At 57.0% G+C, this 12,927-nt stretch carries 13 protein-coding genes; 6 read left to right on the top strand and 7 right to left on the bottom strand.

From position 1 onward, the window contains the following. Window positions 1-9: 9 nt before the first annotated feature. Window positions 10-690 (bottom strand): hypothetical protein, encoded by a 681-nt coding sequence (locus AC1DCP_RS14475; RefSeq protein WP_236776459.1) that lies wholly within the window; start codon window positions 688-690, stop codon window positions 10-12. 127 nt (window positions 691-817) lie between these two features. Here AC1DCP_RS14475 and AC1DCP_RS14470 point away from each other — a divergent pair, with 127 nt between their 5' ends. The 3 genes from AC1DCP_RS14470 (at window position 818) to AC1DCP_RS14460 (ending at window position 2,301) form a co-directional block, all read left to right on the top strand. Next, window positions 818-1,255, top strand: a complete 438-nt coding sequence (locus AC1DCP_RS14470) for a curlin (protein ID WP_013761025.1) — start codon at window positions 818-820, stop codon at window positions 1,253-1,255. A gap of 65 nt (window positions 1,256-1,320) precedes the next feature. Then, on the top strand, window positions 1,321-1,719 hold the full coding sequence (gene csgH, locus AC1DCP_RS14465; protein ID WP_476774374.1) for a curli-like amyloid fiber formation chaperone CsgH: 399 nt from the start codon (window positions 1,321-1,323) through the stop codon (window positions 1,717-1,719). Between the two features lie 168 nt (window positions 1,720-1,887). Continuing rightward, a complete protein-coding gene (locus AC1DCP_RS14460; RefSeq protein ID WP_065660345.1) occupies window positions 1,888-2,301 on the top strand; it encodes a curlin in 414 nt (137 codons plus the stop codon). 219 nt (window positions 2,302-2,520) lie between these two features. Here AC1DCP_RS14460 and phrB read toward each other — a convergent pair whose 3' ends face one another. The 6 genes from phrB to AC1DCP_RS14430 form a co-directional block, all read right to left on the bottom strand. Beyond that, on the bottom strand, window positions 2,521-4,044 hold the full coding sequence (gene phrB, locus AC1DCP_RS14455; protein ID WP_111809866.1) for a (6-4)DNA photolyase: 1,524 nt from the start codon (window positions 4,042-4,044) through the stop codon (window positions 2,521-2,523). Window positions 4,045-4,088: 44 nt separating this feature from the next. Then, window positions 4,089-4,649, bottom strand: coding sequence for a GNAT family N-acetyltransferase (locus AC1DCP_RS14450; protein WP_476774373.1), 561 nt, complete (start codon window positions 4,647-4,649; stop codon window positions 4,089-4,091). 102 nt (window positions 4,650-4,751) lie between these two features. Continuing rightward, complete coding sequence (locus AC1DCP_RS14445) at window positions 4,752-5,747, bottom strand: hypothetical protein (RefSeq protein WP_476774372.1); 996 nt, start codon at window positions 5,745-5,747, stop codon at window positions 4,752-4,754. Between the two features lie 150 nt (window positions 5,748-5,897). Beyond that, window positions 5,898-7,223: a putative bifunctional diguanylate cyclase/phosphodiesterase gene (locus AC1DCP_RS14440; protein WP_149916255.1), complete on the bottom strand. Its 1,326-nt coding sequence runs from the start codon at window positions 7,221-7,223 to the stop codon at window positions 5,898-5,900. A gap of 288 nt (window positions 7,224-7,511) precedes the next feature. Then, a complete protein-coding gene (locus AC1DCP_RS14435) occupies window positions 7,512-8,537 on the bottom strand; it encodes an SAM-dependent methyltransferase (protein ID WP_149916254.1) in 1,026 nt (341 codons plus the stop codon). After that, the gene (locus AC1DCP_RS14430; RefSeq protein WP_174027927.1) at window positions 8,534-9,322 is read right to left on the bottom strand and encodes a DUF1295 domain-containing protein; all 789 of its coding nucleotides are present in this window, start codon (window positions 9,320-9,322) and stop codon (window positions 8,534-8,536) included. The genes AC1DCP_RS14435 and AC1DCP_RS14430 overlap by 4 nt, the downstream gene beginning before the upstream one ends. A gap of 192 nt (window positions 9,323-9,514) precedes the next feature. Here AC1DCP_RS14430 and AC1DCP_RS14425 point away from each other — a divergent pair, with 192 nt between their 5' ends. Genes AC1DCP_RS14425 through AC1DCP_RS14415 form a run of 3 tightly spaced genes read left to right on the top strand, consistent with a single transcriptional unit; the run spans window position 9,515 to window position 12,922 of the window. Further along, on the top strand, window positions 9,515-10,888 hold the full coding sequence (locus tag AC1DCP_RS14425; RefSeq protein ID WP_476774371.1) for an NAD(P)/FAD-dependent oxidoreductase: 1,374 nt from the start codon (window positions 9,515-9,517) through the stop codon (window positions 10,886-10,888). After that, complete coding sequence (locus tag AC1DCP_RS14420; protein ID WP_112496257.1) at window positions 10,885-11,703, top strand: DUF1365 domain-containing protein; 819 nt, start codon at window positions 10,885-10,887, stop codon at window positions 11,701-11,703. Before AC1DCP_RS14425 ends, AC1DCP_RS14420 begins: the two co-directional genes overlap by 4 nt. Further along, a complete protein-coding gene (locus AC1DCP_RS14415; RefSeq protein ID WP_065661930.1) occupies window positions 11,690-12,922 on the top strand; it encodes an SAM-dependent methyltransferase in 1,233 nt (410 codons plus the stop codon). The genes AC1DCP_RS14420 and AC1DCP_RS14415 overlap by 14 nt, the downstream gene beginning before the upstream one ends. The last annotated feature ends 5 nt before the right edge of the window (window positions 12,923-12,927 follow it).

The following is a 12,927-nucleotide window of genomic DNA, read 5'->3' as shown; positions in this document are numbered from 1 at the left end:
GGCTCTTGTTCAGATTTCGGTTCGCCGTGAAATGCCGGCATATCTAAGGGCGATAAAGACCATGAGGCTGGCGGCAGAGAACGCATTCAGATTGAGAAGCGTTGCAAGATCGTCTGCCGACCAGGATTGCAGCGGCGCGCCCAGAAACGTCCGCGAGAAAAAGAAAGCGATGAAGACGAGGATTGCCATCGCATATTGCCAGAGCTTCTCGTCTGCGCGGAACGACATGGCTGCAAGCATGATGCAGGCTGCGAAGAAAAATTCGGTGCCAGAAGCCTGGCCGAATAGTTTGGTTTCAAATAGCGTGTCGATTGTTCCCACCAAGGGGAGAGCGAGGCGCGCGGCTAACGGGGATTTTTTCGCCAGGAATGGTATCGCGAGAAAGAATGGCACCGACAATAGGGTGACAAGCGATGCCACGGCTCCGTCATCGACCAGATACCACACGTAAAGCGGATAAAATGGCTTGTTGAGGATGATGACCCAGGCAACGGTTAGGGTTGCTCGTGTCAGATCATCTCTTGCAGCAGACCCTGCATTTGCGGGCTGGCTAGCGCGGCTTTGAAGCTCCATCGGACCCAGATTCGTCTCCCTTTTCGCCTGAACATTGAAGGCGCAAGCCATGTACGAAAGGCGAGCCAATTTGGTTTCATCCTGCCAAGAAAACTTTGTCATCATGTTCGTCACCATTGTTGCGACGCTGGGACCATACCCCGCCAATGAACCACGACTGAATAATCTCTTCAGCTTCCGTTCCAACGAGACCGTCTACAACAAAGACGTTCAACCGCGGTCTTATCCGCCTGAGGAGACAGTCATGATCCGTACGTCTTTCGTTGCAATTGCACTCTCCGCTCTCGTTGGCTTCACCGCCACGGCTCCCGCCATGGCCAACGATGTGCGCATCGAACAATATGGGTGGTCGAACTCTGCCGGTGGCGCACAGGAAGGTTATGGCAACCGGATCCGCACCTACCAGAACGGCGGCTATAACCGGATCGTCGGCCATCAATATGGTCGTCACAACCTTTCGGCTGTGGGTCAGGAGGGGCATGACAATTACGGCTCCACCTATCAGAACGGCAGCCGCAACGTGGCGGGCATCGGCCAGTTCGGCTCAAACCACACCACCATCCTGACCCAAGACGGCAACGGCAACATCGCGGCCGGCGTTCAGGTTGGCCGTGGATGCAGCGCCAATGTCAACCAGGGCGGCAATGACAATGTAGCGGCCTTCGTGCAGGCCTGCCCGTAATCCGCCACAGGCCTTGACGTGCAACTGGTCGAGATCAAGTCAACAGATCATCAAGGAGACTAGCCATGCCCCATAGCGTCACACATCCACGCCGCCTGGCGGCTATCCTTGCCGTTGCACTCTTTCCCTTCGGCGCCATCGCAGCCATGTCGACCGCAAATGACCTGAGCGAAGGCAAGCTTTGCGAGATCAAGGCAACACCACAGGCGGGCATGGTCAGACTGGAGGCCTTCGCAAAGGGCAATACCGGTGCTGGAGGTACCTATGCCTTTCACGTCGAAAATTCAGGAGGCAGCGGGAGTTCCGTCGTCAACCAGGGCGGCGGCTTTGATGCCGCTGCCGGGCGTTCGCAACTTCTGAGTTCGGAAACGCTTGGCGCGAAGGGAGCGCAGTACAAGGCAGTGCTCGATCTCGAAATCGATGGCAGACACTTCAGCTGCACGAAGCAGGTTGGCGGCGACTAGGCTGACTTAAACCATACATTTCCACCAGAGAGGGCGCCAGTTGAGCGCCCTTTTCTTTGATCCTCTTGCAGCGACTGAACGACATGTGAATGGGCAATTCCGTTCGGGTTCAGTTGCAGGATGCGAGAGTGGATCATCGGCAAGGGCACTGACAGAATGGAGATCAGAATGACCCGCAACGTGTTGAAACTTCTCACCGTCACTCTGCTTGTTGGAGGCCTTGCGCCGCTCGGATTTACTGCTCCCGCCCATGCCGGTGGCCGCATTTCCTTTGACCTCGCGCCTGGCAATTCCGGGAATGGGGATCTGTTCTCAACCGGTCTGCGCGCCTACTCGCTTTATCGCGATCTGAAAGACGCAGACATCCGGCAATTGGGCCGGGGAAATGCGGCAGGCATCGCCCAGAACGGTCGCGGCAATCTCGGCTTTATCCGGCAGCGGGGCAACGGCCATTCCGCAACGCTGCAGCAAAACGGCAATAACAATGCCTATGGCATTTTCCAGTATGGGCGGAACACCGAAACCAACGTGGAGCAGAACGGAGACAACGGMAGCGGCCTGACGTTCAGCTACGGCTGGTAAGTGATAGTTTAAAGTAAGCTGAGAAACGCGGTAGGCTTCACTTCGCTCCCGATAGTCCGCCTTCGTCGCTCTCATCATTGGCGCCATTGCCGCATGGACCGGCGGCGCTATCGGCACCACGCGGAGCCGGGTTTACGAGCCGCGTCATGACTGAGACATGCGCAGGGACAGTTCTGATCGGGTGTCCCGCCGTTCGGTGAAAACAGAGAAAGGGCCGCGTCAGCTCAGGCGGTTCAAAAACAGAGCTGCCTTTGCCCTGATGTCATGGCGGACGTCTTCGCTCATCCGGGACCATGTGGCATAGGGCTGCGCCAGACGATGGTTGGATTTCAGCTTTTCACGGTTGCGGGCCAGAAAATCCCAGTATAGCGCGTTGAATGGACAGGCCTTGTCACCGAGACGCTCCTTGGGATCATAGCGGCAACTACTGCAATAGTCCGACATGCGATTGATGTAGTTGCCACTTGCGGCATAGGGCTTTGTTCCGAGAAAGCCGCCATCGGCGAACTGGCTCATGCCGATCACATTCGGCAGCTCAACCCATTCATAGGCATCCGCATAGACCTCGAGATACCATTGATGAACGGCCTTCGGATCAATGCCGGCGAGAAGGGCAAAGTTTCCCGTGATCATCAGGCGCTGGATGTGGTGAGCATAGGCATTTTCGATGGTTTCCGTAATAACGGTCGCCATGCAGTTCATGTGGGTTTTGCCCGTCCAGTAAAAGCCTGGCAGCGGCCTGTCGTTTTTGAAGAAATTGCTGTCGACATAGTCAGGCCCGGCAAACCAGTAGATGCCACGCATATATTCCCGCCAGCCGATGATCTGGCGAATGAAACCCTCGACGGCATTGAGCGGTGCCGCGCCCTCGTAGTAGGCGCGCTCCGCCGCCCTGCAGACCTCCAGCGCATCCAGCAGCCCGCAATTGATGTAAAAAGACAGAAGCGAGTGGTTGAGATACGGGTCATCCTGCAGCATGGCATCCTGCGTGGCGCCGAAATTCATCAGGAAATCGTTTATGAAGGCACTGAGCGCCCGCTCGGCATCGGCGCGGGTGACGGCGAAACCAAAGTTCTCAAGCTTGCCGAAATTGTCGGGAAACAGCCGCTCGACGGTGTCGATGACATCCCTTGTTATCCTGTCCGGTGCGAAGACCGGGTGTCTTGGCCTCAGCAGGTCCGGCTTGGCGGGGCTGCGGTTTTCCGAGTCAAAATTCCAGCGTCCACCGACCGGCTCTTCGCCATTCATCAACAGGCCAGTCTTGCGACGCATTTCCCGGTAGAAATATTCCATCGTCAGGCTTTTGCGCCCGGCCGCCCAGCGCTCGAACTCGTCGTGGCTGGCAAGAAAGCGCCGATCAGGGCGGATATCGACCTCGATATTGAAGGTACTGGCGAAGCGCTCGATCTCTGACTTGACGCGCCATTCTCCAGCCTCGGTGACGCAAATCCTGGAAGGGGTCAGGTCGTTTAACGCCCGCTGCACCTCGCCGGAGAAGGAGCCCGCATTGTCGCGATCATCAATGCGCGTGTAGCGAACCCGGTATCCTTCGCCACGCAGTTCCTCGGCGAAGTGGCGCATGGCGGAAAAGATGAAGGCGATCTTCTTTTTGTGATGGCCGACATAGGTAGCCTCCGCCATTACCTCGCAAAGCAGGATCGTGTCGCGCGTCTTGTCGACCCCATCCAGCGAAGATAGGGAGAAAGATAATTGATCGCCGAGGATCAAGACCAGTTGAGACACCGACAATTTCCTTCAAACCCGACATAATCATCACCTGCGCAAGATCACGGGCTAGACGCCCACTCCCTCTTCAGGGTGGCATAGATGAATTCGTCCCCCCAGGCGCCGGCAAACCGGTCATTCTCGATCAAATGCGCTTCTTTCCGCAGGCCAAGGCGTTCAACAACGCCGATCGATCCGTGGTTCAGGGCATCCAGCCGCGCGAAAATCCGGTGATATCCGAGCGTCTCGAAGCCGAGGCTTATCATGGCCCGGACGGCTTCCGTCGCATATCCCTTACCTGAGAAATCAGGATTGAAGACATAACCGACTTCCGCCTGCAAAGCTGCCTTGCTCGCAATTTTAAGCAGGACTTCGCCGATCAACGTGTCATCGTCACTGCGCGTAACGGCAAGTCGCAACGTATCGCCGTCCTCTTCAAACAGAGCCTCGAGCAGCGCTGCGAATTGCGTTTTCACCGCATCATCCGAAGGCGGTGCGGCATAGAGGAAACGGTAGACGTCATCGCGCGTGTGGTAATCGGCGTATGAGGCGAGATCAGCGGCCTGGAATTTACGAAGGATCAGCCGGTCGGTCTTTATCGGTAGGTAGGTCTCAGGGTTCATTTATGCGCACTTTCAATAATGCGCGATATCTGGGGTCGCGGGCACCTGATCGCAAGAGAGACCTCCATCGAGATCGTTCAGAGTATCTGGTCCACCAATGCGCTAGTCGGAAAGGGTGGCCAGAAGCTCTCCGCCTCTGTTCAGCACGCTTGACCGAGGCGACACCGGTTCAGAACCGGTGGACGCAGGAGATGGTGTTATCAACCATGCACCGGGATAATCAGTCCGGATGTGCCGGGGATTGAGGCGAATTCCACTACCGGCTGCGAAGTGGAGCGCGCCCGCTGTTGCTTCCTTCGACAAAACCGCGCTTCGGATTTCATAGAGTTTTCTTTCGCCATCAAGGGCGAGCGTGACATCCTCAAGAGCGAAATCATCAATGCGGATAGCCTGGCCCGTGGGCGTTTCGAGAACCCACCTGTCGGAATCAACGAAACCGTCAGTATAGACATTGCCGGAGGAGGCACGCAGAAACGTGCCCTTCGGCAAGACAATGCCGTCGACGATATTCCCGTCGGCAAGGACACATCGGCTGAAAGCGGATACATCCCCGTCAGCCTTCAGGTCGAACTCCACCGGTTGTGCCGCATCGCAGCGCCAGCCACTTTGCAGGGTCACGCCGTTTCCCGTCACCCGCATCGTCTCCGGAACAAAGCCGACGGTCTCATAATTCCCGTTGGTTTTTATCGCGATATAGCGTGCGATCTCGACGGCATCGACATTCGCGACCCGCACGGGATGGGGGAAGACCGCGCGGTTGAAGGATTCCCTGGTGTCGGCCACGGCCAGTTCAAGTTTCGTGCCTTTGGGCATGTCGATCTGGCCAAGGCGCACCGGCTCCCCAAGCTCCGGGCGATAGCTAGACGCCATTTCCCTGTCATAGGCACGCATCTGGAGATAAAAATTAGCGAACTGCCAAAGTGTAAAAATCGCAATGGCGGTCGCCAGGCCATAGGGCAGCATCATCGGGCGCGCCCAGCGGCCTCCTGGGTATCGTGCAACCAACACCACTGTCCAGATACCCCAGACCAGTGTCGTGGCAAGAAGGAAGGCAAGCAAAAGCAGCGTTTCGACGGAGGGTAGTGCGACTGGGATCATGCGAACCAACGAAATGATGCGGATCGGTAGCGATCCTGACAGGCAAGATAGCTCTACCCGACGAATGGTGCATTGTTCAACGGCCTGATCTGCCGGCCGGCACGCCACTGATTTCGATCCGGCTGCCTCAGCCTGTCGCAAAACGTCCGGTCAGGACGATGGACGGGCAGCATATTGCTCGAACTCGACAAGGCTCGTCGGCCTCGCAAAAAGATAGCCCTGAAACAATCGGCAGCCGTAGGACAGCATCATCCGCAGCTCCGCCTCGGTCTCCACGCCTTCGGCCAGAACTTCCAGCGAAAGATCGTGCCCCATCTGGACGATATTTCGCGTGATTGTCGCCATACGCCCGCTTTCGGTCACTCCCGTCACGAAGCTGCGATCAATCTTGATCTGTTTGAGCGGCAATTGCCGCAGGTAGCTTAGTGAGGAGTAGCCAGTGCCGAAATCGTCGAGTGAAATCGTAAAGCCGGAACGATCAAGGAGCTTCATTTTCGCGATCGCTGCCTCTATGTCGAATAGGAAAACGCTCTCGGTCAGCTCCAGCTTTAGAAGCTGTGGCTTGATGCCCTGAGACGAGGCGGCATCAAGAAGCTGCCCGGAAAATCCCGCGTCGACGAAATGATCGGCAGTGATGTTGATCGACAAGGTGAGATTCTGGGTTGCGGGGTTCTCCTGCCATCTCGCGAGTGTCTTGCAGGCTTCGGCAATGACCCAAGCGCCGATTGTCGGCATGAAACCGGTTTGCTGCGCAAGCGCGATGAAATCGGCTGGCGGGATGTATCCCCGTTTCGGGTGGTTCCACCGCAACAGCGCCTCTGCGCCAAGCAGCGTACCGTCCGCGCGAACCTGCGCCTGATAGAAAAGTTCAAACTGGCCATTTGAAAGCGCGGAGCGAAGTTCCAGGGCTTTTTTCGTATGACTGCGAAACTGCGCCTGCATGGCGGCGACACCGCCACACAGCATCAACGCTGCGAAAACACTGTTGAACCAGGCGCTGATGCTGCGCACATCCTGCGGCATGGGAGTACTGAACGAAAACCGCGCGGCCGACGCGCAGAAATAAACAAAGGCCACGAGACTTGCCGCGATGACCAGAAACTGGGCGGCGGAACGCTGGCGTTGAAAATTCATGTAGCCGACGAAGATTATGACGAGCAGGTAGAGATGCGTCGTCCTCGGTACGGTATCGTCGGAGACATCGATAGCGACGGAGTACCAGCAGACGAACAGGATGCAGGCGCTCTGTGCCAGAATGAGTCCGAGGGAAAAGTGGCCCATCAGGCAAGTTAGCCAGCACGGCACGATCGCAACCCCCAGAATGAGGAGGCTGAGCGCAATGCCCCATCTTTCCGTGAGAATGAAAAACACGAACCAGCCAGTCGCCAGCGCCACGCCCATCCAGGCTGCAACTCGACACAGGAGAAGAAGATGCTGCGAATATTCCTCTCGGTCTTTTGTTTTCTGAAAAGGCATGCTGACCCTTGGCTTGGACTACGGGGCGAGCCCGCTCCTTGATGCAAAAGCCGAACGGAAGCTAGACGAGGTCGCCGAACTTCGCAGATTTCAAAAAACGGGGTTAAGCAAACAGGAATGAAATACACAAATTTTGCACGATCAAATCATGCACAATCAATCGCATATCCATTTTTCCCGCTTCGCCGGCCTCAGCGGCCTGCGCCAACCGAGGAGACACCTTCGCCGCATCGCGACGAAGGGCGAAGCGGCGCCGGATTGGGTTCGCATGCGCGTGTTTGCAGCGATCTAGACGCGCGCCATGAGGTAGTGTCCAACGCCCCAGACCTTACCGTCTTCGTGCCCGAAAAGACCTGCCGTCGCGAGGAAGAACAGTCTCCAACGCCGTTCCCACAAGCGCGCATCGTTGCCATAGACCCGCTGCAGGATCGGTCGGATACGGTCGATCTCCCGGTCGAAATTTCCAAGCCAGTCGAGGGCCGTCCGGCGATAATGTGATCCCGACCAGCGCCACTCCTGTTCCACGGTGAACTGCGCCGGGAAACGGTGAGGAAGATCGAAGGCAGGCATAATGCCGCCGGTGAAGAAATGCTGCGCGATCCAGTCTGCCCGGTTGCCATGGTCGAAACGATAGGATCGATCACGGTGATTGAAGACGTGAAGGAAAAACTTGCCCTCCGGCGTCAGCCACGAGCGAACGCGCTCGAACAATGCCTGCCAGTTCGACATGTGCTCGAACATTTCCACCGATACGACACGGTCGAAACGCTCGTCAGTGGTGAAATCATTCATATCGGCCGTCACCACCGAGAGGTTCGACAGCCCACGCTCATTTGCACGTTCGATTATATATTCGCGCTGCGAAGCCGAGTTCGAAACGGACGTAATCCGCGCATTGGGAAACCGGCCGGCCATATAAAGGGAGAGCGAACCCCAACCACAGCCGAGTTCGAGAATATTCATCCCGTCCTGCAATCGAGCATGGGAAACGGTCTCTTCCAGCGCCAATGTTTCAGCCTCATCCAGCGTTGTCTGAGCATTGGGATAAAAGCAGCAGGAATATTTTCTTTGCGCGCCAAGGACGATTGCAAAGAATTCAGCCGGCACCTCGTAGTGCTGCCTGTTCGCTTCGTCAGTGTGTGTGGCGACGGGAAATTTCGCCATATCAGACACAAAAGCGTTTTCTTCCGCCGCCGGAACGCCGGCAAGTCGCCGTTTGGTGCGCGCGCAGAGCATGTCGATGCCGGCAAGCGTCATACTGTCACTCAGCGGTGCGCGTTCGGCAGCGTTGATGGCGAATGCGAGCATGTTCATGGTGTGTCCTCATTCTTGCGTGGCCCCGGAAAGAAGGCGTTGACGCGGTTTTGCAGGGCGCGGAATTTCTCTCCGCGTGATTTCAGCATGTGTTCTTCGAGCGGGGGAATGCCGGAGACGTGGACGAGCAGCCAGTACATCATGGCTGGCGCCGCAAACGACAGCCATGACCACGGCTGCGCATGGATGGCCAACAACGGAAAGCCGCACCAGAAAAGCCACTCGAAAAAGTAGTTGGGATGGCGCGAATAACGCCACAGACCAGTCTCGCAGACGCCGGTTTTGGCCTCCGGGGTTTTTCTGAACTGTGAAAGCTGTGCATCGGAGGTCGCTTCTCCGACAAGCGCACCAGCCGCGATGATCAACGCTATCACATCGATAATGCTTGGAAATGGCAGAGGATTGCTGGCGGCAAGATAGACGGCGAGAACCAGCACAAAAGCGGCAACGGCCTGGATCTGGAGAAAAGCGAAAAGCCGCAGCGAGGCATTGCTGCCCCATTCTTCTATAAGCTTCGCGTAACGTGGATCTTCGCCACCTCCCCTCGTCCGCATGCCGATGTGTCCCGCGAGCCGCAGCGACCACACCAATACAAGAAAGAGAACCGCTCCCCGGCGCCAGCTATCTCCATCGGAAAACAAGACGGCAACCACGCCGCCGAGCCCGACACTCGCAGACCAGACGGTGTCGATCCAGCCACTCGATCCTGTGTAACGCTGCAACGCCCAGGCTGCCGCCATCAGAAGCGACATCAGCACGGCAAGGGCCACCACAACAGACATCATCACCATTCCGCTCACTGTATTCGAAGGACTTCAGACCAAGTTTCCAGTGGCAACTACGGGCGAGACGGCAAAAGAGTTTCAGGCGCCTGACAAAATTCTGAAAAATTTGCGCGCAGCTGAAACTTATCGATCCGCTCCTTCGTATCTGTCGCAGGCCGTAAAAATGAATTGTGAATGCAATAGCGAGGAACCATGTTCGATACCGAAGCCAAAAGAAAAGACAGCCGGCGAAACATCGCCGTGATCGGAACAGGCATTTCCGGTCTGTCTGCGGCCTGGCTTTTGTCGAAACGGCATGATGTCACGGTTTTCGAGGCTGCGGACCGCGTCGGCGGCCACAGCAACACCGTGACGTTCAAAACTGAAAAAGGTGTGGTGTCTGTCGATACGGGGTTCATCGTCTATAATGAGGTGACGTATCCCAATCTGACGGCACTTTTCAAAACGCTGGGAGTGACGACCGCAGCCTCCGACATGTCCTTTGCCGTTTCGCTGGATGATGGCGGTTTCGAATATTCCGGCGGCTCGGGCTTTGGCCTTTTGGCGCAGAAGAGAAATGCCGTCAGACCGCGCTTCTGGGCAATGCTTGCCGACCTCTTGCGCTTTTATCGCAATGCCCCGCGCGATCTGCCGATGATGGGCGATATGTCGCTCGATGAGTATCTTTCTCAAAACAACTATGGCGACGCCTTTCGCAACGATCATCTTTACCCGATGGCCGCAGCCATATGGTCTACCCCGGCCATGGAAGTCGGCCGTTACCCGGCAGCACATTTCGTGAAGTTCTGCAGCAATCACGGCCTGCTGTTGCTGCGCAACCGGCCCGTCTGGCGCACCGTTGTCGGCGGCAGCCAGGAATATGTGAAACGACTCACTGCGCCATTCGTCGATCGCATTCGGCTCTCGACACCCGTGACACGCATCCACCGCCTGGCGGACGGGGTCGAGATCGCCAACACTAATGGCGAATTCGAACGGTTCGACGATGTGGTGATTGCCACACACGCAGATCAGGCGCTGGAGATGCTGACGGACGCGACCCAAGCAGAACGGCGCATTCTCGGCGCGTTTGGCTATACGAAAAACAGGGCGGTACTGCACACGGACAGCAGTTTCATGCCCCGCAGGCGCACCGCCTGGTCAAGCTGGAACTATGTGGCCGATACACGCATTGAAACGGGGCAGCCGAGCATCACCTACTGGATGAACAAGCTTCAGCCTCTGGGCGAAATCCCTGACACCTTCGTAACGCTGAACCCGACGCGCGAACCGGAAAAGGGAAAAATCATCACCGAGGAAACCTACCACCATCCTGTTTTCGATGCCGGCACCGAGCAAATGAGGCAGGAACTGTGGGCGTTGCAGGGTTTGCGAAATACCTGGTTCTGCGGCGCCTATTTTGGCTCGGGTTTTCATGAAGACGGCATTCAGGCGGGGCTTGCCGTCGCCGAGGATCTGGGCGGCCTGTCGAGGCCCTGGAAGGTTACAGATGATAGCGGCCGGATCGTCCGTCTGAATTTGGCTTCGCGGAAAAGAACGATCAAACTCGTTGAGGCGATCCCATGACGCCTCATTTCTCCTCCGCCCTTTTTCCCGGACATGTCATGCATGCGCGCTTCAAGCCGAAAGCGCACCGGCTCGCCTATCGCATTTACTCGCTGCTTCTCGACCTTGATGAACTTGATGCGCTTGACGGTAAGCTGCGGCTGTTCTCCGTCGATCGTTTCAACCTGTTTTCCTTTCACCGCCGGGACCGCGGCGACGGAAGCAAGATGGAATTGCGCAACCAGATTGAGAACGCCATGAAGGCCGCAGGCATGACCGTCGATGGTGGTCCGATCCGTCTGCTCACCATGCCACGCCTCCTTGGCTGGGCCTTTAATCCACTCAGCGTGTTTTTCTGCCACGGCCGGAACGGGTCTCTCAAAGCCATTCTATGGGAAGTCGACAATACGTTCGGCGAGCGGCATTCCTACCTTATCCCGGTGGAGACCGAGGGTGCGGCCGAGATCGTCCAGCGCTGCGACAAGGCCTTCTATGTCTCGCCCTTCATGGACATGGATCTCCGCTATGTATTCCGTGTCATTCCACCCGGCGACAAGCTGAAGATCGTTATCGATACATTTGACGATGAGGGGCCAGTCCTGACTGCAAGGCATCTGGCGCGGCGTGTCGAGCTGACCGATGGCGCGCTGCTGAAGGCGTTTGTCACCATCCCCTTTCTTACCCTCAAGGTTGTTGCCGGCATCCATTGGGAAGCACTTAAAATATGGCTCAAGGGTGTGCGGTTGAGAAAACGACCGCGTCCACCGTCTGCCCCTGTCTCCTTCATTCACCCATCACCATCGCAAATCGAGGCCAAACTTCATGACCCCGTTTGACAATCTCAACGAACTATCGCTGGAAAACACGCAGATGCGGCAACGCACCGGTCCCGAAGGCTGGCTCATGGCCAAGCTCTTGAACAACGTCTCCAAAGGCAGACTGCGCGTCATGCTCCCCGGTGGCGGCGTGATTGAGAAATCCGGGGAACATGAGGGCACAGAGGCGACGCTCGTTCTCCATCGCTGGCGCGCGCTACGGCGGCTTATCCTCAATGGCGACATCGGTTTTGCCGAGGGTTACATCGAAGACGACTGGTCCACACCGGATCTGACGGCCCTGATCCGTTTTGCGGCACAGAACAACGACGCTTTCGGGGGATCGACGCGCGGTAGCCTGCCCATGCGCCTCATCAATCGCCTTGGCCACCGGCTGAACGCCAATACAAAGCGCGGCAGTCGCCGCAACATCGAGGCCCATTACGATCTCGGCAACGAATTCTACCGGCAATGGCTCGATTCCTCGATGCTCTATTCGTCGGCGATTTTCGACGATACGACGCCGACGCTTGAGGCGGCCCAACTCAAAAAACTCAACCGCATCGTCGACAAGCTGCAATTGAACGGCGGTGAGAGCGTATTGGAGATTGGCTGCGGCTGGGGGGCGCTTGCAATTCACCTCGCGACCCAGGCGGATGCCAACGTTACTGGCCTCACCCTTTCGCCCTCGCAGTTGAATTGGGCAAAGGCGGCAGCGGAGAAAACCGACAAGGCTGAGCATATCGATCTCAGGCTCGAGGACTACCGCGATGTCGAAGGCAAGTTCGACCGCATCGTTTCCGTCGAGATGTTCGAAGCGGTCGGAGAGGCCTATTGGCCGAGCTATTTCGAAACACTGAAGCGCTGCCTGAAACCCGGCGGGCGCGCGGTGCTGCAAATCATCTCAATTGAACCTGCCCGGTTCGACAATTACCGGCGAAACGCGGACTTCATCCAGAAATACATCTTTCCGGGCGGCTTCCTACCATCTGACGAAGCCCTTGAAAGAGCAATCGGCAGGGCGGGTCTGAGCCTCACCGATACCGAGCTTTTCGGCCAGTCCTATGCCCGCACGCTGGCGGAATGGCGGCAGCGTTTCCATGCGCGCTGGCAGACAATCTCGCTGCTGGGTTTCGATGACCGCTTCAGGCGGCTCTGGGATTATTACCTTTGCTACTGCGAAGCCGGCTTTACCGAGGGAACCATCAATGTTGGCTTCTACACGATCGAGCACAAATAAGAGGC

It is taken from the genome of Agrobacterium sp. 10T429 (genome assembly GCF_056393925.1).
This window is presented reverse-complemented; position numbering and strand designations above follow the sequence as displayed.